Here is a 19,611-nt window from a genome sequence, read left to right on the forward strand (position 1 = left end):
GTCATCCCGGACTTGATCCGGGATCGCGTGAAGCAAAGTTGAACATTGCTGAAGGAGATTCCGGCTTGCGCCGGAATGACGAACAGATGGCTGAATACGACTACGACGTCCTCATCATCGGTGCCGGTCCCGGCGGTTACGTGGCAGCGATCCGCGCGGCGCAGCTGGGTCTTAAGGTGGCTTGCGCCGAAAGCCGCGAGACGCTGGGCGGTACGTGCCTCAACGTCGGCTGCATCCCGTCCAAGGCCATGCTGCACGCGTCCGAATACTTCGATGCTGCTGCCAATGGTGCGATGGCAGACATGGGCATCGACGTGACGCCCAAGCTCAACCTGCCCAAGATGCACGAACAGCGCATCGACGCCGTTGAAGGCCTGACCAAGGGCATCGAGTTCCTGTTCAAGAAGAACAAGGTCGACTGGAAGAAGGGCCACGCCAAGTTCGTCGACGCGCACACCGTCGAAGTCGCGGGCGAGAAGGTGACCGCCAAGGAAGTGGTGATCGCCACCGGTTCCAGCGTCACGCCGCTTCCTGGCGTCGAAGTCGACAATACCAAGGGCGTCGTGGTCGATTCCACCGGCGCGCTGGAGCTGCCCAAGGTGCCCAAGCACATGGTCGTCATCGGCGGCGGTGTGATCGGGCTGGAGCTCGGCTCGGTATGGCGTCGTCTTGGCGCCAAGGTCACCTGCATTGAATTCCTCGACCAGATCCTGCCCGGCATGGACGACGATGTGCGCAAGGAATCACTCAAGATCTTCAAGAAGCAGGGGATCGAATTCAAGCTGGGTACCAAGGTCACCGGCTGCACCGTCAAGGGCAAGAAGGCCACGCTGGCCATGGAACCCGCGGCAGGCGGCGACAGCGAGACGCTGGAAGCCGATTGCGTGCTGGTGGCCATCGGTCGCCGTCCCAATGTCGACGGCCTGGGCCTCGATAACATCGGGCTGGAGCTGAACAAGCGCGGCCAGATCGAGATCGACCACGAATTCCGCACGGCTGTCGATGGCGTGCGCGCCGTAGGTGACTGCGTGCCCGGCCCCATGCTGGCGCACAAGGCCGAGGACGAAGGCATTGCCGTGGCCGAATGGATCGCGGGCCAGACCGGCATCGTGAACCACGACGTCATCCCCGGCGTGGTCTACACCATGCCCGAGATCGCCGGTGTCGGACTGACCGAGGCCGAGGCGGTGGAAAAGGCCGGCGGCGACAAGAAGGCGATCAAGACCAGCAAGTTCCCCATGATGGCCAACAGCCGCGCGAAGACCAACCACGAGCCTGACGGTTTCGTGAAGGTGATCGCCGATGCCGAGACCGACCGCGTGCTGGGCGTCTGGGCCATTGCCAGCGTTGCCGGGACGATGATCGCCGAAGCCGCGCTCGGCCTGGAATTCGGCGCCACCAGCGAGGACATCGCCTACACCTGCCACGCGCACCCGACACACTCGGAAGCGCTCAAAGAGGCAGCCATGGGCGTCCAGGGCAAGCCGATCCACGTGTGATGACGCTCCGGGATCGCATGCCTGCGGTCCTGGCGCTCGCCTTGCCGGTGCTGGCTGGCGCGGCTTGGATGGCCGCGAGTGGTGCGCCCGCGCACTATTGGCAGACCAACCTGGCCGCGCTGGTGCTGGCGAGTGGCTGGATCATGGCCGGACGCGGGCCGCATACGGCGCTCAGCCGGCACATGCTGCTGGCCCTGCTCCTGCTGCTGATGCTGCTGCCGCTGGGCCTGAGCGAGCCGCTCCGCTCGGTCACGGGCGCGGAGGTGCGGCGGTGGATCCCGCTCGGCCCGGTCAGCCTGCACGCCGGGATGGTGGCCATTCCCCCGCTCGTCATGCTGGCCGCGCGCAACAAGGCACTGGCCGCACCGATCCTGCTGGCGGCCCTGCTCCTCGCCTTCTTCCAGCCGGACGGGGCCAGCGGCTTTGCCGTCACCTTCGCCGCCATCGGCCTGCACCATGTCACCCGCGACTGGAAAGTCGGCCTCGTCGCCATCGTCGGCTTCGTGGCCGCCATCGTCATGAGCCTGTCCGGCGAACTGCCGCCACAGCCCTTCGTCGAGCGCGTGCTGGTCGATGCTGCCGGGCAGCACCTCGTGCTCGCGCTGATGCTGGCTGCCGCCCTTGGCGCCTGCTTCCTGCTGTTCGTCTTCGCCACGCCCTTCACCCGCGCCACGCGCCTTGCGCTCGCAGGCGCTTTCTTCGGCTTCGTCGTCATGGCAATGATGTCGCATTACCCGTTTCCGCTGGTCGGCTATGGTGCCGCACCGATAGCCGGTTTCGGCCTCGCCCTTGGACTGCACAGGATACCCGCACGATGACGCTTTCGCCCTTTCACCTCGCCTTCCCCGTCGACAACCTCATCGCTGCCCGCGAGTTCTGGGGTAACGTCATGGGGTGCCCCGAAGGCCGTTCGAGCGACGACTGGTGCGACTTCGACTTCTACGGACACCAGATCGTGGCTCACCAGGCCCCGGCCATTGTCGCCAAGGCAGGACACGGGACCAACCCGGTTGACGGACATGACGTGCCGGTGCCGCACTTCGGCATCGTGCTCGACATGGACCAGTGGCAGGAACTGGCTGACCGGCTGATCGCCAAGGGCGTCGAGTTCGACATCAAGCCCTACATCCGCTTCAAGGGTGAACCCGGCGAGCAGGCGACCATGTTCTTCCGCGATCCCAGCGGCAATGCCATCGAGATGAAGGCATTCGCCGACCGCTCCAAGCTGTTCGCCACGGAATAGGACACACCATGTCACACCAGAAATTCATGCGTCTGTTTGCCAAGTGGCACATCTGGCTCGGCTGGCTGGTCGGACTGCCGGTGCTGATGTGGACCGTGACGGGTCTCGTCATGATCTGGGTCCCGATCGAGGACGTGCGCGGCAATCACCTGCGCGCCGACCTGCCCGAATTGCGCACCGAAGGGCTGGTGCTGCCTGACGTGCCCGACACGGTGCAAAGCATCAGCCTGGAGAGCTTCCCGGACGGCCCGGGCTGGATAGTCGTCGAGGAGGACGGCGGACGTTATCGCTACTCCCCCACCGACGGACGGCTCTACAACCCGCTGCTGGAAGAGGGCGCCCGCGAAGTCGCCGAGGCTGCTTTCGCGGGCGATGCGGAACTGCAGCGCGTGACCTATTTCCCCGCCGATTCCGTGCCGATGGATTTCCGCTGGCCGGTCAACGTCTGGCAGGCGCACTTCTCGGATGACACCAATCTCTACATAGCCGCCCAGACCGGCGAGGTGCTGGCCGTGCGTACCGACTGGTGGCGCACCTTCGATTTCGTCTGGGGCCTGCACATCATGGACCTGCAAACCCGCGACCTGGAGACGCAGAGCCAGTTCAACCACATCACCCTGTTGGTCTTTGCCATTCTCTCGGTCTTCGGCGCACTGCTCGGCTGCACGCTGATGTTCCGTCGCCGCAAGGCCAGGGTCAAAGCCAATGCCTGAGGGCATGATCGCGCTCGTACTGCCACCCTTCGTCGACCTTGGCGGGACCGCGGTCTTCGCGCTGTCGGGAGCGCTGCTGGCAGCACGGCTCAACCAGACCTTCGTCACCTGCGCCTTCTTCGCGCTGGTGACCGGCGTGGGCGGAGGTTCGGTCCGCGACGCCATGCTGGGCGTTCCCGCCTTCTGGCTGCGCGACATGTGGGTGGCCCCGGTGATCCTGGGCACGGCGCTGATCGCCTGGTTCCTGCCGCGCAAGTGGTGGGAGGGCCGCTGGCTTGAATGGGCCGACGCGCTCGGCATGGCGGTCTTCTGCGCGCTGGGCACGGCAAAGGCGCTGGCCTTCGACGTCGCCCCGGTGGCGGCGCTGATCCTGGGCGTGGTGACCGGCTGCGTCGGCGGGATCATCCGCGACGTGATCGCGGGCGTGCCATCGATCCTGATGCGGCCGGAGCTATACGTTACCGCAGCCGCCCTCGCCGCCACGCTCTGTGCGGTACTCATCCTGCTTGGTGTGGAACAGCCGATAGCCATGGCAATGGCCGCGACGGCAGGGTTTGCCCTGCGCGGCGCGGCCATGGTGTGGCAGATCGAACTGCCTGCCTATGCGCGTGAAGTGACGGACTAGTTGCCGTAATCGCCCAGATCGCCGTCGACCTGCCAGTCCGGATCGTAGCCTTCCTCGCCCGGCAGCGGGCCGCCGGGATAGGCCGGACGCGGATCGTCGGCTGACGGGGCCGTGGTAGCCGGGGTGTCGTGGGTCGCACTGGTTTCGTAGCGGTAGCTGTAGGGCTCGTCCGCTGCCGTGCGCGTCGATGCGCGGGCATTGGCATAGGCGGAATCGCTCAGCTGGTCGCCGCGGCTGGGCGCGGCATCGCTGCCGTAGTAGCGCCCGTCACCCGGGGTGACATAGCCGTCACCGCCCATCACGACGTCGCTGATGCGGCCATTGTTGTCGATCTGGCAGTCCCAGCCGGAACCGTTGTCCAGCGTGCCGGAAACGTGCCAGCCGTCAGGCCCGCGGCGCGCCTCGTGGACCGATTCCACGCGGTCGTCGTAGCGCTCGATCTCTTCGATACACATGTCGACGGCGTTCTCGATGCCGCGGCTGTCGTAATTGCGATCCTCGCGCCGGTCATAGCGCACCTGTTCGCGGCGATCCTCGTAGCGGTCGCGATCACGGTCGCGGCTGCGCGAGGAGCCGATGATGGCGGCCAGGGCACCCAGCACGACGACGCCGGCAATCACGTCACCCGTATCGATTCCGCGATTGCGGTGGCGGTGGTGGCGATAGCGGCCATACCGGTCGTAGCGATCATAGCGGCCATAACGGTACTGGCTGGCGATGCCCGGATCGCCGGTCTGCACCTGGACGTAAGTGTTCGCGGTGCGCGGCAGTTCAGCCGCAGCAGCAGGCGTCGCGGCCATGGAAAGCGCCGCGGCCATGGCGGCGGCGCTGGCAAATGTGGTCGGGCGGAACGGCATTGTCGGTATTCCCTTCCCCAAGGGGGACAGTGTTGCGGACAGAGCTAGGCGGTCCAGACTGACTTCAGCCTGAACCGCCCTTGCTCACGTTGGAGGGTCAGCGATCAAAGACCGCGGATGCCACGGAAGTCGAGATCGACCACCCGGCCGCGACGGACTTCGCAGCTGAACCGGCCTTCGTCCCAACCGTCGTTGCGATAGCCACGGCGGTAGTCGCCACGGCCCCAGCCACGGCGGTCACGGTCGCGATAGCCATCGCGGACGGCGATGCGCCCTTCGACTTCGTAGCCACGACGTTCACGGTCGACATCGCGGATTTCGTAGACCTCGGCACGGGTGCCAAGGCGGCGCTGGGCGCGGCGTTCAGCGGCGCGGACGCACATCTCGACGGCATCGCGAGAGTTGTAGCCATAGCCACCGCGGTAATCGCCGCGGTAGTCGCCGCGATAGTCATCACGGTAACCGCGACGATCGTAGCGGTCGTGGCGATCATTGTCGCTCGAGGCGATGATAGCGGCAAGGCCACCCAGGATTACGGCACCGGCAATCACCTCACCGGCAGAGATGCCGTCGTCACGATCGCGGTGGCGATCCTGCGCGGCGGCGGGGGAAGCAACACCCATGACCATCGCGCCAGCCGCGACAGTTCCGAGCGTGCCCTTGGCGAGAGCTTTGGTAATGGACTTCATGAGACTTCTCCTTCTCGTCCGGGCGACGGGATTGCCACCTCTGAGAAGGGTTCTAGGGGATTCGCGCTGATGCGACGCTGAACCCTGTCGTTAGCGAATATTCAGGAAAGTCTAACTTTATCTGAACAGCCTCATTCGGTCGGTTCGAGGCCCGTCCAATAGGCCAGGAATGCTGCAATATCAGCGGCTTCCTCGATAGCCTTGTCGGTCGGCTTGCCCGAACCGTGGCCCGCGCGGGTCTCGATCCGGATCAGCTGGGGCCGGTCGCCAAGGTTCTCTGCCTGCAAGGCTGCAGTGTATTTGAAAGAATGCCCGGGAACGACTCGGTCGTCGGTATCGGCCGTGGTAACCAGCAGCGCGGGATAGTCCGTATCGGGCTGGATATTGTGCAGCGGGGAGTAGGCGCGCAGGATCCGCCAGTCTTCTTCGCGGTCGGGATAGCCGTAGTCGTCGACCCAGTACCGGCCCGCGGTGAAGCGGTCGAAGCGCAGCATGTCCATCACGCCCACTGCCGCATTGCCCGCCGCGAACAGGTCCGGACGCTGGTTGGCCACGGCGCCCACCAGCAGGCCACCGTTGGAGCCGCCCTGGATGGCCAGGCCATCTTCCGGCGTCACGCCTTCCGCGATCAGGAATTCGCCTGCCGCGATGAAGTCGTCGAACACGTTCTGCTTGTTCGCGCGGCGCCCGCCGTCGTGCCAGGCGCGGCCATATTCGCCGCCACCACGAATGTTGGCGAGCGCGAAGGCCCCGCCCGCCTCGACCCATGCCAGCCGGCTGGCAGAGAAGCCCGGCGTCAGCGAAACGTCGAAGCCGCCATAGCCGTAGAGCAGCGTGGGCACGGCCTCACCGCTTGCAGCCACGTCCGCACGGCGCACGATGAACATGGGCACGCGGGTGCCGTCCTTGCTCTCGTAGAAGCGCTGTTCGACCACGAAGTCCTCGGGATCAAAGCTGACTTCGGGCGCGGCGAATATGGTGCTTTCGCCCGTTGCCACATCGTAGCGGTAGATCGTGCCCGCGCGGTTGAAGCTGGAGAAGGAGTAGAATGTCTCGTTGCTGTCAGGCGTGCCGCCGAAGCCGCCCGCCGAACCGATGCCGGCGAACTCGATCTCGCGCACGGGCTCACCGTCCAGCGTGGTGACATAGGCGCTGGAGCTGGCATCCTCGAGGTATTCGACCACCAGGTACTCGCCCACCATGCCCGCGTCGGCAATCGGTTGTTCGCGTTCTGCGATCACCTCGGTCCAGCCTGCCTCGATGTCCTCGAGGTCGATCGAGACCACGCGGTAGAGCGGCGCATCCTGATTGGTGACGAACCACATGCGCGAGCCAACCGAGTCGATCGCGCTCCACGAATGTTCGAAGCCGGTGATCAGCGGCGTGGCATGCCAGCCGTTGGTCTCGCGCGCGGCGAGGTCCACCACATGGACTTCGTAGCGCGCGTCGGTGCCGGTGGAGCTGTAGATGACCATCCAGCGGCCATCGTCGGTGACGCCCGCCGTATGGTTGCGCTCGGGCGCGTCCGGCGTCGCGAAGACCAGTTCGTCAGCCGACTGCTCGGTGCCCAGCGCGTGGTAGTAAATCGCCTGGTCCATGTTCAGGGCCTGGAAGTCCTCGCCCTCCTCCGGCTCCGGGAAGCGCGAATAAAGGAAGCCCTCTTCGCCCACCCATGCCAGCGAAGTAAACTTGGCCCAGCGGATATCGCCGCCGATCTGTTCGCCCGTGGCGACGTCGAGCACGCGCAGGATGCGCCAGTCGGTGCCGCCGTCCTGCACGGAGTAGAGCAGCTTGGAGCCATCGGGCGACGGCACCCAGCCGCTAAGCGCCGTGGCGCCGTCGTCAGCCCATTCGTTGGGATCGAGCAGCAGGCGCGGTTCGCCGTCCAGCCCGTCGCGCACGTAGAGCGGCGACTGGTTCTGCAGGCCGGAGTTGCGGGTGTAGAAATAGTGATCGCCGCGCACGACCGGGGTGCTGAAGCGCTCGTAGTCGTAAAGCTCGCCGATCCGCTCCTCGAACCACGCGCGCGCCGGCAGCGCTTCGAGATAGGCGTCGGTCACCGCGTTCTGGCGGTCGACCCAGTCGGCCACTTCGGGATTGTTGCGAACGTCGTCTTCCAGCCAGCGGTAGGGGTCAGCCACTTCTTCACCAAAGAAGGTCTCCACCACGTCGCCGCGGCGCGTCTCGGGATATTCGGGAGCAGTCATGTCCTGGGCACTAGCGGGAATGGAACTGGCGACAAGCAGCGATGCAGCAACAATCGGAAAACGCATGGAATCTCCACTGGGGGATGGAACTGGTTGGAGATGTAACTATTGCTGCGGGTGTTGCAAGGGCGCTCAGTAGAGCGAGGCAATCACGTCGCGGGTATAGGCCGCAATGTCGAAGCCGGAGCCGCCCGCCGGGTCTTCACCCCGCCGCACGATCACCATGTCGAGGCTGGGAATGACCACGACATATTGCCCGCGATTGCCGCGCGCGGCGAAGGCGTCATCAGGAATGCCTTCCATCCCGCGCATGGTCCACCAGCCTGCGCCATAGCCCCATGCGCCGTCCGGCTGCGGGCCGGAGGGATCGGAGACATAGTCGACCCATCCTTCAGGCAGCACGCGCGTGCCATCGGGCAGGACACCGTCGTTGAGATAGAGTTCACCCAGGCGAACAAGGTCCGGCGCGGTGGCCCAGACCTGGCTGGAGAGGATGTAGTTCCCCTGCCAGTCGGTCTCGGCGATGGTGCGCTGCATGCCAAGTTGCGCCAGCAACTCCCGCGGCGGATGCGCGGCGAAGCTGTCCTCGATGGCCTGGATTGCGATCAGCGTGTCATTGTTGGCGTAGCGGAAGACCGTGCCCGGTTCGCGGACCAGCGGCCAGTTGACCGTCCGTTCGTCCACCGTCGAGCCGCCGAAGTATAGCGGATCGGTCCGGTTGCCCGGCGTATCCGAATAGCGGCCCGTGGCCATGCGCAATCCGTCGTCGATAGTGATGGCGCGGCGCGGATCCTCCTCGTTCACGCCAAGGCCGGCGCTGTCCATGACATCGACCTCGCCGCGATAGACCGCCGCCCCGACTATGGTCGCGGCAATGCTCTTGGCGACCGACCAGGTGCGCTGCGGCGTGTGGGCATCGAACCCTTCCGCATAGTATTCGAACCGGCCTTCCGCAAGCGCCGGGCTGACCACGATGATCGCCGTGGTGCGGCTGTCCTCGCCGTAGGTGCGGTCAAAGGCGCGCTCGACCAGGCTGCGGTCGGGCAAGTTCTGGATGGTGCGCGGCATCGGCGGGCGCAGGCGCTCCCAGCCGTCCGCCGCCCAGTCCGGCAGCGTCGCCGGATCGAAGCCGATGGGGTAGATCGAGCAGCCCTCACCCGGCGTGTGCACGGCAACCCGGTCGGGCAGGTCGGCCGACCAATTGGCGGTCACGTATTGCACTTCGCCATTGGCTGCGCGGACGATCTCGTAGGGCATTTCGCCCACAAGTTCGTCGAGCGGGGCCTGGATGCCCGACAGTTCCCATTCCATCACGTGCTCGTAGGTCCGCGACGTCCCCGCACGTTCGGCATTGGCGATGGCGCTGCACAGGAACATGGCCTTGTAGCCCGCGGCCAGCGCCCAGTCGTAGCTGGCATCGAGATTGGCCTGCGAAACCTGCGCGGTGGCGGGAGCGGCGAATAGCAACGTGGACGCTGCAAGCATTGCGGTGCGGATCATGCGCTCCGTTGTGCCACGCCCCGCGCAAAAGAAAAGGGCCGCCGGATCGCTCCGACGGCCCATTCTTGTCTCGTTACGCTGACGCTCAGGCGTCAGCGTATTCGTCTTCGGTCATCACCGGACCGGAGTCCTGGCCCTTGGCGTCTTCGTCACGGTCGACGAGTTCGATATAGGCGATGGGCGCGGCGTCCGAAGCGCGGAAGCCGGCCTTGATGATGCGGGTGTAGCCGCCGTTGCGGTCAGCGTAGCGTTCAGCCAGCACGTCGAACAGCTTCCGCAGCTGCGCGTCATCGAGCAGGCGCGCGTGCGCCAGGCGACGGTTCGACAGGCCGCCACGCTTGGCCAGCGTGATCAGCTTCTCGACATAGGGACGCAGTTCCTTGGCCTTGGCCGTGGTGGTGAGGATCTGCTCGTGCTTGATCAGCGCGGCAGCCATGTTGCGGAACATGGCGGTGCGGTGCTGGCTCTTGCGGCTGAGCTTACGGCCAGAAATACCGTGACGCATAATACTTACTCCAGTTCGTAGGGGGGCCGTATGAGGTACCCCGATGCAGGCCGGAAGAAGGGGTCCGGCCCAAGCCCCTGTTGGCTGTTAGCCGAGCAGTTCCTGCTCCAGCTTCTTGGCCATTTCTTCGATGTTCTCCGGCGGCCAGCCGGGGATATCCATGCCGAGGCGCAGGCCCATCGACGAGAGGACTTCCTTGATCTCGTTGAGCGACTTGCGGCCGAAGTTCGGCGTACGCAGCATCTCGGCTTCGGTCTTCTGGACCAGGTCGCCGATGTAGATGATGTTGTCGTTCTTGAGGCAGTTGGCCGAACGCACCGACAGTTCCAGCTCGTCGACCTTCTTGAGGAGGTAACGGTTGAGCTGGTTGGTGTCGCTTTCCTGCGGCTCTGCAGCAACCCCGATCATGGAGCTGCTCGGCTGCGGAATGCCGTCTTCGAAGTGGACGAACAGGGTCAGCTGGTCCTGCAGGATGCGTGCAGCGTAGGCGATCGCATCTTCAGGGGTGACGGTGCCGTCGGTTTCGATGGTCAGGCTGAGCTTGTCGAAGTCCAGTTCCTGGCCGACACGGGCGTTCTCGACCTTGTAGCTGACCTGCTTGATCGGCGAATAAAGGCTGTCGACCGGGATCAGGCCGATGGGCGCATCGGCCGGACGGTTCTGCACGGCAGGCGAGTAGCCCTTGCCGGTGTCTGCGGTCAGTTCCATGTTCAGCGTGGCACCCTCGTCGAGGTGGCACAGCACGAGGTCCTTGTTGAGGATCTCGATGTCGCCGGTCACGGCGATGTCACCGGCAGTGACCTCGGCCGGGCCGGTAGCCGAAAGCTGCAGGCGCTTGGGGCCTTCGCCTTCCATCTTCAGCGCGATCTGCTTCACGTTGAGGACGATGTCGGTAACGTCCTCGCGCACGCCGGCGAGCGAGGAGAATTCGTGCAGCACGTTCTCGATCTTGATCGAGGTGATCGCCGCACCCTGAAGGCTGGCGAGGAGGACGCGGCGCAGGGCGTTGCCCAGCGTCAGGCCATAACCGCGCTCAAGCGGCTCGGCGACGAAAGTCGCCTTGCGCTTCTTGTCGGCGCCTTCCTTGATGTCGAGCGTGTTGGGCTTCTTCAGTTCCTGCCAGTTCTTCGTGTTGACGGACATGGACTTCCCCTAAAGGTGTTTTCTGGCGCAAAGACCGCGATGCTCCGGATGGAACGCCGCGGCCGATGCGAATGACTTGGTGCGAGGCGTTACCCCCGCGGCAGGCTTCGATCAGACGCGACGACGCTTGGAAGGCCGTACGCCGTTGTGCGGGATCGGGGTCACGTCACGGATCGAGGTGATGGTGAAACCCACCGCCTGCAGCGCACGCAGCGCCGATTCGCGACCCGAACCCGGGCCCTTGATCTCTACCTCGAGCGTGCGCACGCCGTGTTCGGCGGCCTTCTTGCCCGCATCATCAGCAGCAACCTGCGCAGCATAGGGAGTCGACTTGCGGCTACCCTTGAAGCCCATCATGCCGGCGCTGGACCAGCTGATCGCATTGCCCTGCGCATCGGTGATGGTGATCATGGTGTTGTTGAAGCTGGCGTTGACGTGGGCAACACCGCTGGAAATGTTCTTCTTGTCACGACGCCGGATACGGCCTGGTTCGCGTGCCATTTTCTACGTTCCTCTAACTCGTAAGAAGGAAAAAGCCGGGCAGAAGCCCTGCTTACTTCTTCTTGCCGGCGATCGGCTTGGCCTTGCCCTTGCGGGTACGGGCGTTGGTGTGGGTGCGCTGGCCGCGAACGGGCAGGCCCTTACGATGACGCAGGCCGCGATAGCAGGCCAGGTCCATCAGGCGCTTGATGTTCATCGCGGTGTCGCGACGAAGATCGCCTTCCACGCTGTAATCGGCGTCGATCGTTTCACGGATCTGCAGGACTTCGGCGTCCGACAGGTCCTGCACGCGGCGCGAATGATCAATGCCGAGCTTGTCAGCGATCTTGCGAGCGCTGGTGGGACCGATTCCGTGAATGTAGGTGAGCGCAATGATAACGCGCTTGTTGGTGGGGATGTTTACCCCGGCAATACGAGCCACTTAATTCTCCATGCTCCACAGGGGCCTGGTCGATCCGAACAACTCGGGGACACCCCTATCTCATAGCCAAAAATATTCGACCGGCTGCGCTGAAAGCGGCTGCTTTTGGCGTGCAACGGGCTGCCGCCAAACAGTTACTTTCGTTACAAATGGACGAATAGGGAGCGCAGATAGGGTGATTCCCCCTCCGCGTCAACAGGCGAAAGCGAGCAACCAGCAATTGCTGTCACTCGCTGGAGGCCTGCGCTCCGAATGACCCCTTATAGCCCGCCAGCGCAGCCTAGTCAAAATGGCTTATTCAACGTGCTGTAAATCACCTGCAATGTCGCCGCCGAGCTGCGCCACCAGCCCGCCAAGGAACTCTGCCTGTACGGCATCTACTACGGGGGCGAGTTGCTCTGGCGGAATGCGTGACTGGCCTCCGGTAATGTAATCCCAGCGGATGCCCGTCCCCACTGCCTCGTCCGTCAGGGTCACGGTCAGCGTACCGGCAAGCCCTTCGGCCTGCAGCGGCCCGAGCGACCCGTCGAGCCGCAGCATGGCCGCAGGGAAAACGGCCACCACGCGCATGTGTTCGACCGAGCCGTCGGGATAGCCGTCAACGCCGGGAATACGTTCGCAGAAGCAGCCGCCTGCCTGCGGATCGAGCGAGAGGTTGGCGGAATCGTCCGACCAGCTGTGGCTCCACCAGTTTTCCGGGTGGACCAATTGCTCCCAGACGGTGTCGCGATCGGCGGCCACGAGGGCGTAGTGGGTCGACGCAAAGCCTCCGGTGGCACTTTCCACCACTTCGGCTGCGGCAGGTACGGACAGCAAGGCAGCGCCCGCAGCAGCAAGAACAGCGTATCTCATGATCCCTCCTTCGTTGGCGGAGGGATAGCGCGCGGGTCAGGCCGAGGCCAAGACCTTCTCTATGGCGGTCGTCACGTCGTCGATGGCGGCCATGCCATCGACCCGCTGGACGATGCCACGCTGCTCGTAGAACGGCAGGATCGGCGCCGTCTTGGCGCGGTATTCGGCCATGCGCGTGCGCACGGTTTCCTCGTTGTCGTCAGGACGGCGCTTGAACTCGGTGCTGCCGCACTTGTCACAGACACCTTCGACCTCGGGCAGCTTGTGGCGGTCGTGATAGCCCTCGCCGCAATTGGCGCAGGTGAAGCGGCCGGTAATGCGGTCGACCAGGGCCTCTTCGTCCACCAGCAGTTCGATCACGAAGTCGAGCTTGCGGTCATGCTTGGCGAGGATCTCGTCGAGCGAAACAGCCTGGGCTTCGGTGCGCGGGTAGCCATCAAAGATGGCGCCGGTCGCTTCGCCCATGGCCTCCAGCTCGGCGTCGATCAGGGCAGAGACGATCTCGTCGGAGACCAGTTCGCCGCGATCCATCACGGCCTTCGCCTCGAGGCCCACCGGCGTCTGTGCCTTCACCGCGGCGCGCAGCATGTCGCCGGTCGAAAGCTGCTTCATGCCGTGGTGTTCCACCAGCATGTGCGCCTGAGTGCCCTTGCCTGCGCCCGGCGGCCCGAGAAGGATGATATTCATGAAAGTGCGAATCCCCTGCCGCGTGTGCGAGCGACGCTAGACTAGCGAGTGCGGCCCTTCAACTTGGCCTTCTTGATAAGGTCACCGTACTGGTGGGCCAAGAGATGCGACTGGATCTGGCTGATCGTATCCACGGTCACGTTCACCACAATCAGCAGGCTGGTACCGCCAAGGAACAGCGGGAGGCCGGTCTGGGCGATACCCCATTCGGGCACCACGCAGACTACCGTCAGGTACAGCGCACCAACCACGGTAATACGGGTGAGCACATAGTCGAGATAGTCGGCCGTCCGCTTGCCCGGACGAATGCCCGGAATGAAGCCGCCCTGCTTCTTCAGGTTCTCGGCAGTGTCCTCCGGATTGAAGACCACGGCAGTGTAGAAGAAGCAGAAGAAGATGATGCCGGCGGCATAGAGCGCCATGTACAGCGGCTGGCCGTGGGCCAGGTACTGGTTGAGCATCACGATGGTGCTGCCCCAGGTGCTGGTGGTGTCGACCGAATTGCCCGCGAACTGGGTAATCGTCAGCGGCAGCAGCAGCAACGAGCTGGCAAAGATCGGCGGGATAACGCCGGCGGTGTTGAGCTTCAGCGGCAGGTGCGAACGGTCGGCCTGCATGCCGCCGCGCTGCGTCGCGCGCTTCGGATACTGGATCAGCAGGCGGCGCTGGGCTCGCTCCACGAAGCAGATGAACAGGATCAGGATCACGGCCATGACCACGAAGCCACCGATCACCACGCCGCTGATCGAGCCGGTGCGGCCGCCTTCGAACAGGTTGGCGGTAAAGGTCGGGAACTGGGCCACGATGCCCGCCATGATGATCAGCGAGACGCCGTTACCGATACCCCGGCTGGTGATCTGCTCACCCAGCCACAGCAGGAACATGGTGCCGCCCACCAGGTTGATGACGGCTACCACCTTGAACATCAGGCCCGGGTCCACCACCAGGGCAGCGCCGCTCTGCGCGCCGTAGGCTTCGAGGCCGCTGGCCAGGAACCAGCCCTGGATGGCGCACAGGAAGACCGTGCCATAGCGGGTGTACTGGTTCAGCTTCTTGCGCCCGGCCTCGCCTTCCTTCTTCAGCGCCATCAGCGACGGATGCAGCGAGGCTGCCAGCTGGATGACGATGGAGGCGGTGATGTAAGGCATCACGCCCAGCGCGATCAGGCTCATGCGCTCCAGCGAACCGCCGGAGAACATGTTGAACATACCCAGGATGCCGCCGCCCAGGTTCTCGGATTCGTAGATGTTGGCCAGCTCGACCGGGTCGACGCCCGGCAGCGGCACGAAGCTGAGGAAGCGGAAGACGATCAGCGCACCGATCGTGAACCAGATGCGGTTCTTGAGCTCAGTCGCCTGGCTGAAGTTGGAAAAGCTCAGCGAGCTGGCGATATTGTCGGCGCGGGATGCCATGAAAAGTCTTTCAGATCCTGGTCAAAACGCCGGTCCCTCCCGGCTCAGGAAGGCTAGATAGGGACGCGCGGGCCCAATGTCGAACCCGCGCGTGCCCTTTTATTCAATCAACCGGCCTTCTTGGCCTTGTTGGCTTCGCGACGCTCAGCCTTCTTCTCGTGTTCGGGCTTGCCCGGGTCGATCAGGTCGACCTTGCCGCCAGCTTTTTCAACTGCGGCCACGGCACCCTTGGACGCGCCGGCAACGTTGAAAGTGAGCTTGGCCGTCAGTTCGCCCTTGCCAAGCAGACGCACGCCGTCCTTGCCACCGCGAGCCAGGCCAGCAGCCTGCAGCGCTTCGTGGTCGATGACCTTCTTGGCGTCGAGCTTCTTGGCGTCGACCAGCTTCTGCACCATGCCGACGTTCACTTCGGCATAGTCCTTGCCGAACGGGTTGTTGAAGCCGCGCTTCGGCAGGCGCATGTGAAGGGGCATCTGGCCGCCTTCGAAGCCCTTGATGGCCACGCCCGAACGGCTCTTCTGGCCCTTCTGGCCACGGCCGGCGGTCTTGCCCTTGCCCGAACCGATGCCGCGTCCGACGCGCATACGGCCCTTGCGGGCACCTTCGTTGTCACGGATGTCGTTGAGTTTCATAGTCTTGCACTCGCTTTCGCTTTGTTCGCGCCAATAAAATGGAAGCGGCCCGCTAGAACAGCGGGCCACCACCGTCAAATTGTTTTGCGGTTACCGCGAAGGACTTCAGCCCTCCACGATCTCCACCATGTGCGGCACCTTCTTGATGGCTCCGCGCACTTCGGGGGTGTCCTGCAGTTCAACCACCTTGTGCATCTTGTTCAGCCCGAGGCCGATCAGGATCTTGCGCTGGTTTTCAGGACGACGGATCGGCGAGCCGATCTGCTTGATCTTGATTGTCGCCATGTCGCTTACTCCGCGATAGCGGCGGCGTCGGCTTCCGCCTCGGCCTCCGATGCGCCACCGCGACCAAGCAGGTCGGCGACCTTCTTGCCGCGACGCTGGGCAACCGACTTCGGCGAAGTCTGGTTGGTCAGGCCATCGAAAGTGGCGCGGATCATGTTGTAGGGATTGGACGTACCGACCGACTTGGTCACGACGTCCGCCACGCCGAGCGCTTCGAACACGGCACGCATCGGGCCACCGGCGATGATACCGGTACCCGGAGGCGCCGAGCGCACGACGACCTTGCCGGCACCGAAATGGCCACGGCCATCATGGTGCAGCGTGCGGCCTTCCTTGAGCGGGACGCGGATCATCTTCTTCTTGGCAGCTGCGGTCGCCTTGTTGATGGCTTCCGGCACTTCGCGGGCCTTGCCGTGGCCGAAGCCGACGCGGCCCTTGCCGTCACCCACCACGACCAGCGCGGCGAAACCGAAGCGCTTACCGCCCTTCACCACCTTGGCAACGCGGTTGATGTGGACGAGCTTCTCGATCAGCTCTTCACCATCATCGTCACCGCCGCGGCCACCACGACGATCGTCACGACCGCCACGGCCACGACCACGTCCGCCATCACGGCCACCGCGATCGTTACCGCCGCGGCCACCACGGCCACCACGATTGCTGGTACGCGGCTGCCCTTCGGCGCCCTGGGCGGCCGACTGGTTGTCAGCAGCTTCGGTCGACTCGGTGGTCGGCGTCGGGGTCGAACCCTCGATGTTCTGTTCCACCTGGGCTTCGGCCTTGGTGTCTTCAGTCTTGTTTTCGTCAGCCATCATCAGAACTCCAGCCCGCCTTCACGAGCGGCATCGGCCAGCGCCTTGACGCGGCCATGGAACAGGAAGCCACCGCGATCGAACACGACGGTGGTCACGCCGGCCTTCTTGGCAGCAGCAGCGATGTCGCTGCCGACCTTCTTGGCGGCATCGACGTTCGCGCCCGAAGCCTTGCCACCCAGGGTGGAGGCAGCAGCAACGGTACGACCGTCCTTGTCGTCGATGATCTGCGCGTAGATGTGCTGGCCGGTGCGGTGCACCGACAGCCGCGGCTTGTCGCCCGAACGCTTGCGGAGCGCGGTACGCACCCGGCGGCGGCGACGTTCAAAGAGGGAAAGCTTTGCCATCTTACTTCTTCTTCCCTTCCTTGCGGAAGATATATTCACCGCGGTACTTCACACCCTTGCCCTTGTAGGGCTCCGGCTTGCGCCATTCGCGGATCTCGGCAGCGAACTGCCCGACCTTCTGCTTGTCGATGCCCGAAATTTCGACCGTGGTCTGGTCGGGCGTCTTGACTTCGAGACCTTCAGGAACCGTCAGGTCAACGTCGTGGCTGAAGCCGAGCTGCAGCTTCAGGGTCTTGCCCTGGGCCTGCGCACGGTAACCAACGCCGGTGATTTCCAGTACCTTGGTGAAACCTTCGGTCACACCGTCAACCAGGTTCTGCACCAGCGTACGCTGCATGCCCCAGAACTGGCGGGCCTGCTTCGTCTTGTTGATCGGGTTGACCAGGATTTCCTCGGCCTCGACCTTGTATTCGATCAGGTCGAACATGCTCATCGTGAGTTCGCCCTTGGGGCCCTTCACGGTCAGCACGCCGTTCTCGGTCTTGGCGGTCACTCCGCTGGGGAGTGCCACCGGCCTTTTGCCAATGCGGCTCATCAGAACACCTCCGCCAGCACTTCGCCACCGACGTTCTCGGTGCGGGCTTCGTTGTCCGAAAGCACGCCCTTGGGTGTCGAGACGATGGTGATGCCGAGGCCGTTGCGCACTGCAGGGAGTTCCTTGGAACCCGAGTAGACGCGGCGGCCCGGCTTGGAGACGCGAGCGACGTGCTTGATCGCCGGCTCGCCTTCGAAATACTTCAGTTCGATCCGCAGCGCCTTGTGCTTGCCGCTGGTGTCCTCGCTGTAGCCACGGATGTAGCCTTCGCGCTGGAGCACCTCGAGCACGTTCGCACGCAGCTTCGAAGCCGGCGAGAGGACGGAATCCTTCTTCGCCTGCTGGCCGTTGCGGATACGGGTGAGCATATCACCCAGGGGATCGGTCAATGCCATGGTCTAATCCTCACCAGCTCGACTTGGTCACGCCCGGGATCAAGCCCTTGTTGGCCAGATCACGGAGTTCGATGCGGTTAAGCCCGAACTTGCGATAGTAGCCGCGCGGGCGGCCGGTGGTGGCGCAACGGTTGCGCACACGGGTGGGGTTTGCGTTACGAGGCAGCTCGGCCATCTTCAGGCGGGCCATGAGACGCTCGGTTTCGTCGAGCGACTCATCGTCGGCAATTGCCTTCAGCTTCGCATACTTCGCAGCATACTTCTTCACGAGAGCCTTGCGCTTCTCGTTCTTGTTGATGGAACTCAGTTTCGCCATTGGACTTAAGCTCTCCTAAAGCGGCTTATGCCGCTTCCTTTTCTTCGGCACTCTCGGCCGGGAACGGGAAACCGAACAGACGCAGCAGTTCGCGCGCTTCTTCGTCGGTCTTTGCGGTGGTGGTGACGATGATATCCATGCCACGCACCTTCTCGATCTTGTCGTAGCTGATCTCCGGAAAGATGATCTGCTCCTTGATGCCCATGGCGTAGTTGCCATTGCCATCAAACGACTTGGGGTTGAGGCCACGGAAGTCGCGAATACGCGGCATCGCGATGGTCACCAGGCGATCGAGGAATTCGTACATGCGGTCACGGCGCAGGTTCACCTTGCAACCGATCGGCATGCCGTCGCGCAGCTTGAACTGGGCGATCGACTTCTTGGCCTTGGTGATCACCGGCTTCTGGCCGGCAATCGCCTGCATTTCTTCTGCAGCCGTCTGCACTTTCTTCTTGTCCTGGCTGGCTTCGCCCACACCCATGTTGAGCGTGATCTTTTCCAGCTTCGGCACCTGCAACGCGTTGGCGTAACCGAACTTCTCGGTCATCGCCTTGACGATTTCGTCAGCATACTTCTGCTTCAGACGAGGGGTGTAATCAGCCATCGATGGTCTCCCCGGACTTGACGGCGATACGCACCTTCTTGCCGTCCTTTTCTTCGAAACGGACGCGGGTGGGCTTGCCATCCTTGGGATCAGCGACAGCGACCTTGGAGATCGCCATCGGTGCAGGAATACGGTCAATGCCGCCCTGCGGGTTTGCCTGCGAGGGCTTGCGGTGACGGGTCATTACGTTGACGCCCTCAACCACGACCTTGCCTTCTTTCGGCATGACCTGGCTCACGGTACCCGTGGTGCCCTTGTCCTTGCCCGAAAGCACGACGACGGTGTCGCCCTTCTTGATCTTTGCAGCAGCCATCACAGCACCTCCGGCGCGAGCGAGATGATCTTCATGAAGCCCTTGCCGCGCAGTTCACGCACCACGGGTCCGAAGATACGGGTGCCGATCGGCTCTTCCGTCTTGTTCACCAGCACCGCAGCATTGCTGTCGAAGCGGATGACCGTGCCATCGGCACGACGAACGTCCTTCCTGGTGCGCACGATAACGGCGCGGTGCACGTCACCCTTCTTCACGCGAGCGCGCGGCTGGGCTTCCTTCACGGAAACCACGATCACGTCGCCGACAGACGCGAACCGACGCTTCGACCCGCCCAGTACCTTGATGCACTGGACGCGCTTGGCGCCGCTGTTGTCCGCGACGTCGAGATTGGATTGCATCTGGATCATCGATCCGGTTCCTTCTCAATTGGCTTGCCGGAACCTGTCCGGCAGTTCCTAACGTCTGCCCCCGCCTGCGCGGGAGCGAATTCTCAGGCTTCAGCTTCTTCCTTCGAAGCTTCTTCCTTGGCGGGCTTGTTGGCCGTCTGCTTCTCTTCG

At 63.8% G+C, this 19,611-nt stretch carries 25 protein-coding genes and 1 pseudogene; 5 read left to right on the top strand and 21 right to left on the bottom strand.

Annotated elements, in window-relative coordinates; genetic code table 11:
* Positions 1 to 86: 86 nt before the first annotated feature.
* From lpdA to AAEO60_RS08405, 5 genes and pseudogenes are all read left to right on the top strand, one after another.
* Positions 87 to 1,499 (top strand): dihydrolipoyl dehydrogenase, encoded by a 1,413-nt coding sequence (gene lpdA, locus AAEO60_RS08385; protein ID WP_341673562.1) that lies wholly within the window; start codon positions 87 to 89, stop codon positions 1,497 to 1,499.
* A 410-nt stretch (positions 1,500 to 1,909) separates the two neighbouring features.
* A pseudogene (locus AAEO60_RS15800) lies at positions 1,910 to 2,143 on the top strand (hypothetical protein); the annotation flags it as partial.
* A gap of 170 nt (positions 2,144 to 2,313) precedes the next feature.
* Positions 2,314 to 2,742: a VOC family protein gene (locus AAEO60_RS08395; RefSeq protein WP_341673200.1), complete on the top strand. Its 429-nt coding sequence runs from the start codon at positions 2,314 to 2,316 to the stop codon at positions 2,740 to 2,742.
* A gap of 8 nt (positions 2,743 to 2,750) precedes the next feature.
* Positions 2,751 to 3,455: a hypothetical protein gene (locus AAEO60_RS08400; protein ID WP_341673201.1), complete on the top strand. Its 705-nt coding sequence runs from the start codon at positions 2,751 to 2,753 to the stop codon at positions 3,453 to 3,455.
* Positions 3,456 to 3,459: 4 nt separating this feature from the next.
* A complete protein-coding gene (locus AAEO60_RS08405; protein WP_341673202.1) occupies positions 3,460 to 4,080 on the top strand; it encodes a trimeric intracellular cation channel family protein in 621 nt (206 codons plus the stop codon).
* Here AAEO60_RS08405 and AAEO60_RS08410 read toward each other — a convergent pair.
* The 21 genes from AAEO60_RS08410 to rplN all read right to left on the bottom strand — a co-directional run bounded on the left by AAEO60_RS08410 (position 4,077) and on the right by rplN (position 19,461).
* Entirely contained in the window at positions 4,077 to 4,937 is an 861-nt protein-coding gene (locus AAEO60_RS08410; protein ID WP_341673203.1) for a hypothetical protein, read from the bottom strand. The two genes, AAEO60_RS08405 and AAEO60_RS08410, sit on opposite strands and share 4 nt — an antisense overlap.
* A gap of 104 nt (positions 4,938 to 5,041) precedes the next feature.
* Positions 5,042 to 5,626, bottom strand: coding sequence for a hypothetical protein (locus tag AAEO60_RS08415; protein WP_341673204.1), 585 nt, complete (start codon positions 5,624 to 5,626; stop codon positions 5,042 to 5,044).
* A 131-nt stretch (positions 5,627 to 5,757) separates the two neighbouring features.
* Complete coding sequence (locus AAEO60_RS08420; protein ID WP_341673205.1) at positions 5,758 to 7,899, bottom strand: prolyl oligopeptidase family serine peptidase; 2,142 nt, start codon at positions 7,897 to 7,899, stop codon at positions 5,758 to 5,760.
* Between the two features lie 66 nt (positions 7,900 to 7,965).
* Positions 7,966 to 9,333 (bottom strand): serine hydrolase domain-containing protein, encoded by a 1,368-nt coding sequence (locus tag AAEO60_RS08425; RefSeq protein ID WP_341673206.1) that lies wholly within the window; start codon positions 9,331 to 9,333, stop codon positions 7,966 to 7,968.
* An 85-nt stretch (positions 9,334 to 9,418) separates the two neighbouring features.
* Positions 9,419 to 9,838 (bottom strand): 50S ribosomal protein L17, encoded by a 420-nt coding sequence (gene rplQ, locus AAEO60_RS08430; RefSeq protein WP_341673207.1) that lies wholly within the window; start codon positions 9,836 to 9,838, stop codon positions 9,419 to 9,421.
* Between the two features lie 87 nt (positions 9,839 to 9,925).
* Positions 9,926 to 10,981, bottom strand: coding sequence for a DNA-directed RNA polymerase subunit alpha (locus tag AAEO60_RS08435; RefSeq protein ID WP_341673208.1), 1,056 nt, complete (start codon positions 10,979 to 10,981; stop codon positions 9,926 to 9,928).
* Between the two features lie 111 nt (positions 10,982 to 11,092).
* Complete coding sequence (gene rpsK / locus AAEO60_RS08440; RefSeq protein WP_047003266.1) at positions 11,093 to 11,482, bottom strand: 30S ribosomal protein S11; 390 nt, start codon at positions 11,480 to 11,482, stop codon at positions 11,093 to 11,095.
* A gap of 52 nt (positions 11,483 to 11,534) precedes the next feature.
* Complete coding sequence (gene rpsM, locus AAEO60_RS08445) at positions 11,535 to 11,903, bottom strand: 30S ribosomal protein S13 (RefSeq protein ID WP_341673209.1); 369 nt, start codon at positions 11,901 to 11,903, stop codon at positions 11,535 to 11,537.
* A gap of 294 nt (positions 11,904 to 12,197) precedes the next feature.
* The gene (locus AAEO60_RS08450; RefSeq protein ID WP_341673210.1) at positions 12,198 to 12,755 is read right to left on the bottom strand and encodes an ATPase; all 558 of its coding nucleotides are present in this window, start codon (positions 12,753 to 12,755) and stop codon (positions 12,198 to 12,200) included.
* A 36-nt stretch (positions 12,756 to 12,791) separates the two neighbouring features.
* Positions 12,792 to 13,442 carry an adenylate kinase gene (locus AAEO60_RS08455; RefSeq protein WP_341673211.1) on the bottom strand — a complete coding sequence of 217 codons (651 nt, stop codon included), beginning with the start codon at positions 13,440 to 13,442 and terminating at the stop codon, positions 12,792 to 12,794.
* A gap of 41 nt (positions 13,443 to 13,483) precedes the next feature.
* Positions 13,484 to 14,854, bottom strand: a complete 1,371-nt coding sequence (secY, locus tag AAEO60_RS08460; RefSeq protein ID WP_341673212.1) for a preprotein translocase subunit SecY — start codon at positions 14,852 to 14,854, stop codon at positions 13,484 to 13,486.
* Positions 14,855 to 14,961: 107 nt separating this feature from the next.
* Positions 14,962 to 15,486 (bottom strand): 50S ribosomal protein L15, encoded by a 525-nt coding sequence (gene rplO, locus AAEO60_RS08465; protein WP_341673213.1) that lies wholly within the window; start codon positions 15,484 to 15,486, stop codon positions 14,962 to 14,964.
* Between the two features lie 105 nt (positions 15,487 to 15,591).
* Positions 15,592 to 15,771 carry a 50S ribosomal protein L30 gene (gene rpmD / locus AAEO60_RS08470; RefSeq protein ID WP_341673214.1) on the bottom strand — a complete coding sequence of 60 codons (180 nt, stop codon included), beginning with the start codon at positions 15,769 to 15,771 and terminating at the stop codon, positions 15,592 to 15,594.
* A gap of 5 nt (positions 15,772 to 15,776) precedes the next feature.
* A complete protein-coding gene (gene rpsE / locus AAEO60_RS08475) occupies positions 15,777 to 16,583 on the bottom strand; it encodes a 30S ribosomal protein S5 (RefSeq protein ID WP_423970142.1) in 807 nt (268 codons plus the stop codon).
* A gap of 2 nt (positions 16,584 to 16,585) precedes the next feature.
* Positions 16,586 to 16,930: a 50S ribosomal protein L18 gene (gene rplR / locus AAEO60_RS08480; protein WP_341673216.1), complete on the bottom strand. Its 345-nt coding sequence runs from the start codon at positions 16,928 to 16,930 to the stop codon at positions 16,586 to 16,588.
* 1 nt (position 16,931) lies between these two features.
* Complete coding sequence (rplF, locus tag AAEO60_RS08485) at positions 16,932 to 17,465, bottom strand: 50S ribosomal protein L6 (RefSeq protein ID WP_341673217.1); 534 nt, start codon at positions 17,463 to 17,465, stop codon at positions 16,932 to 16,934.
* Positions 17,465 to 17,860: a 30S ribosomal protein S8 gene (gene rpsH / locus AAEO60_RS08490; RefSeq protein WP_341673218.1), complete on the bottom strand. Its 396-nt coding sequence runs from the start codon at positions 17,858 to 17,860 to the stop codon at positions 17,465 to 17,467. Before rpsH ends, rplF begins: the two co-directional genes overlap by 1 nt.
* A gap of 10 nt (positions 17,861 to 17,870) precedes the next feature.
* Entirely contained in the window at positions 17,871 to 18,176 is a 306-nt protein-coding gene (gene rpsN / locus AAEO60_RS08495) for a 30S ribosomal protein S14 (RefSeq protein ID WP_341673219.1), read from the bottom strand.
* A 25-nt stretch (positions 18,177 to 18,201) separates the two neighbouring features.
* Positions 18,202 to 18,780 (bottom strand): 50S ribosomal protein L5, encoded by a 579-nt coding sequence (gene rplE, locus AAEO60_RS08500; RefSeq protein WP_341673220.1) that lies wholly within the window; start codon positions 18,778 to 18,780, stop codon positions 18,202 to 18,204.
* On the bottom strand, positions 18,773 to 19,093 hold the full coding sequence (rplX, locus tag AAEO60_RS08505; RefSeq protein WP_341673221.1) for a 50S ribosomal protein L24: 321 nt from the start codon (positions 19,091 to 19,093) through the stop codon (positions 18,773 to 18,775). Before rplX ends, rplE begins: the two co-directional genes overlap by 8 nt.
* Positions 19,093 to 19,461 carry a 50S ribosomal protein L14 gene (gene rplN / locus AAEO60_RS08510; RefSeq protein ID WP_341673222.1) on the bottom strand — a complete coding sequence of 123 codons (369 nt, stop codon included), beginning with the start codon at positions 19,459 to 19,461 and terminating at the stop codon, positions 19,093 to 19,095. Before rplN ends, rplX begins: the two co-directional genes overlap by 1 nt.
* Between the last annotated feature and the right edge of the window lie 150 nt (positions 19,462 to 19,611).

This window comes from Aurantiacibacter gilvus (assembly GCF_038289935.1).
In the GTDB taxonomy this organism is placed as follows: Bacteria; Pseudomonadota; Alphaproteobacteria; order Sphingomonadales; family Sphingomonadaceae; genus Alteraurantiacibacter; species Alteraurantiacibacter gilvus.

Coding starts and splice junctions, on each gene's coding strand:
- AAEO60_RS08420 (WP_341673205.1), bottom strand. CDS start 7,899: ATGCGTTTTCCGATTGTTGCTGCATCGCTGCTTGTCGCCAGTTCCATT.
- AAEO60_RS08395 (WP_341673200.1), top strand. CDS start 2,314: ATGACGCTTTCGCCCTTTCACCTCGCCTTCCCCGTCGACAACCTCATC.
- AAEO60_RS08450 (WP_341673210.1), bottom strand. CDS start 12,755: ATGAGATACGCTGTTCTTGCTGCTGCGGGCGCTGCCTTGCTGTCCGTA.
- rpmD (WP_341673214.1), bottom strand. CDS start 15,771: ATGGCGACAATCAAGATCAAGCAGATCGGCTCGCCGATCCGTCGTCCT.
- AAEO60_RS08400 (WP_341673201.1), top strand. CDS start 2,751: ATGTCACACCAGAAATTCATGCGTCTGTTTGCCAAGTGGCACATCTGG.
- AAEO60_RS08415 (WP_341673204.1), bottom strand. CDS start 5,626: ATGAAGTCCATTACCAAAGCTCTCGCCAAGGGCACGCTCGGAACTGTC.
- AAEO60_RS08405 (WP_341673202.1), top strand. CDS start 3,460: ATGATCGCGCTCGTACTGCCACCCTTCGTCGACCTTGGCGGGACCGCG.
- rplX (WP_341673221.1), bottom strand. CDS start 19,093: ATGGCTGCTGCAAAGATCAAGAAGGGCGACACCGTCGTCGTGCTTTCG.
- rplR (WP_341673216.1), bottom strand. CDS start 16,930: ATGGCAAAGCTTTCCCTCTTTGAACGTCGCCGCCGCCGGGTGCGTACC.
- rpsE (WP_423970142.1), bottom strand. CDS start 16,583: ATGGCTGACGAAAACAAGACTGAAGACACCAAGGCCGAAGCCCAGGTG.
- lpdA (WP_341673562.1), top strand. CDS start 87: ATGGCTGAATACGACTACGACGTCCTCATCATCGGTGCCGGTCCCGGC.
- rpsN (WP_341673219.1), bottom strand. CDS start 18,176: ATGGCGAAACTGAGTTCCATCAACAAGAACGAGAAGCGCAAGGCTCTC.
- rplQ (WP_341673207.1), bottom strand. CDS start 9,838: ATGCGTCACGGTATTTCTGGCCGTAAGCTCAGCCGCAAGAGCCAGCAC.
- AAEO60_RS08435 (WP_341673208.1), bottom strand. CDS start 10,981: ATGTCCGTCAACACGAAGAACTGGCAGGAACTGAAGAAGCCCAACACG.
- rplN (WP_341673222.1), bottom strand. CDS start 19,461: ATGATCCAGATGCAATCCAATCTCGACGTCGCGGACAACAGCGGCGCC.
- rpsK (WP_047003266.1), bottom strand. CDS start 11,482: ATGGCACGCGAACCAGGCCGTATCCGGCGTCGTGACAAGAAGAACATT.
- rplF (WP_341673217.1), bottom strand. CDS start 17,465: ATGAGCCGCATTGGCAAAAGGCCGGTGGCACTCCCCAGCGGAGTGACC.
- AAEO60_RS08455 (WP_341673211.1), bottom strand. CDS start 13,442: ATGAATATCATCCTTCTCGGGCCGCCGGGCGCAGGCAAGGGCACTCAG.
- AAEO60_RS08425 (WP_341673206.1), bottom strand. CDS start 9,333: ATGATCCGCACCGCAATGCTTGCAGCGTCCACGTTGCTATTCGCCGCT.
- secY (WP_341673212.1), bottom strand. CDS start 14,854: ATGGCATCCCGCGCCGACAATATCGCCAGCTCGCTGAGCTTTTCCAAC.
- AAEO60_RS08410 (WP_341673203.1), bottom strand. CDS start 4,937: ATGCCGTTCCGCCCGACCACATTTGCCAGCGCCGCCGCCATGGCCGCG.
- rplO (WP_341673213.1), bottom strand. CDS start 15,486: ATGAAACTCAACGACATCCGTGACAACGAAGGTGCCCGCAAGGGCCGT.
- rplE (WP_341673220.1), bottom strand. CDS start 18,780: ATGGCTGATTACACCCCTCGTCTGAAGCAGAAGTATGCTGACGAAATC.
- rpsH (WP_341673218.1), bottom strand. CDS start 17,860: ATGGCATTGACCGATCCCCTGGGTGATATGCTCACCCGTATCCGCAAC.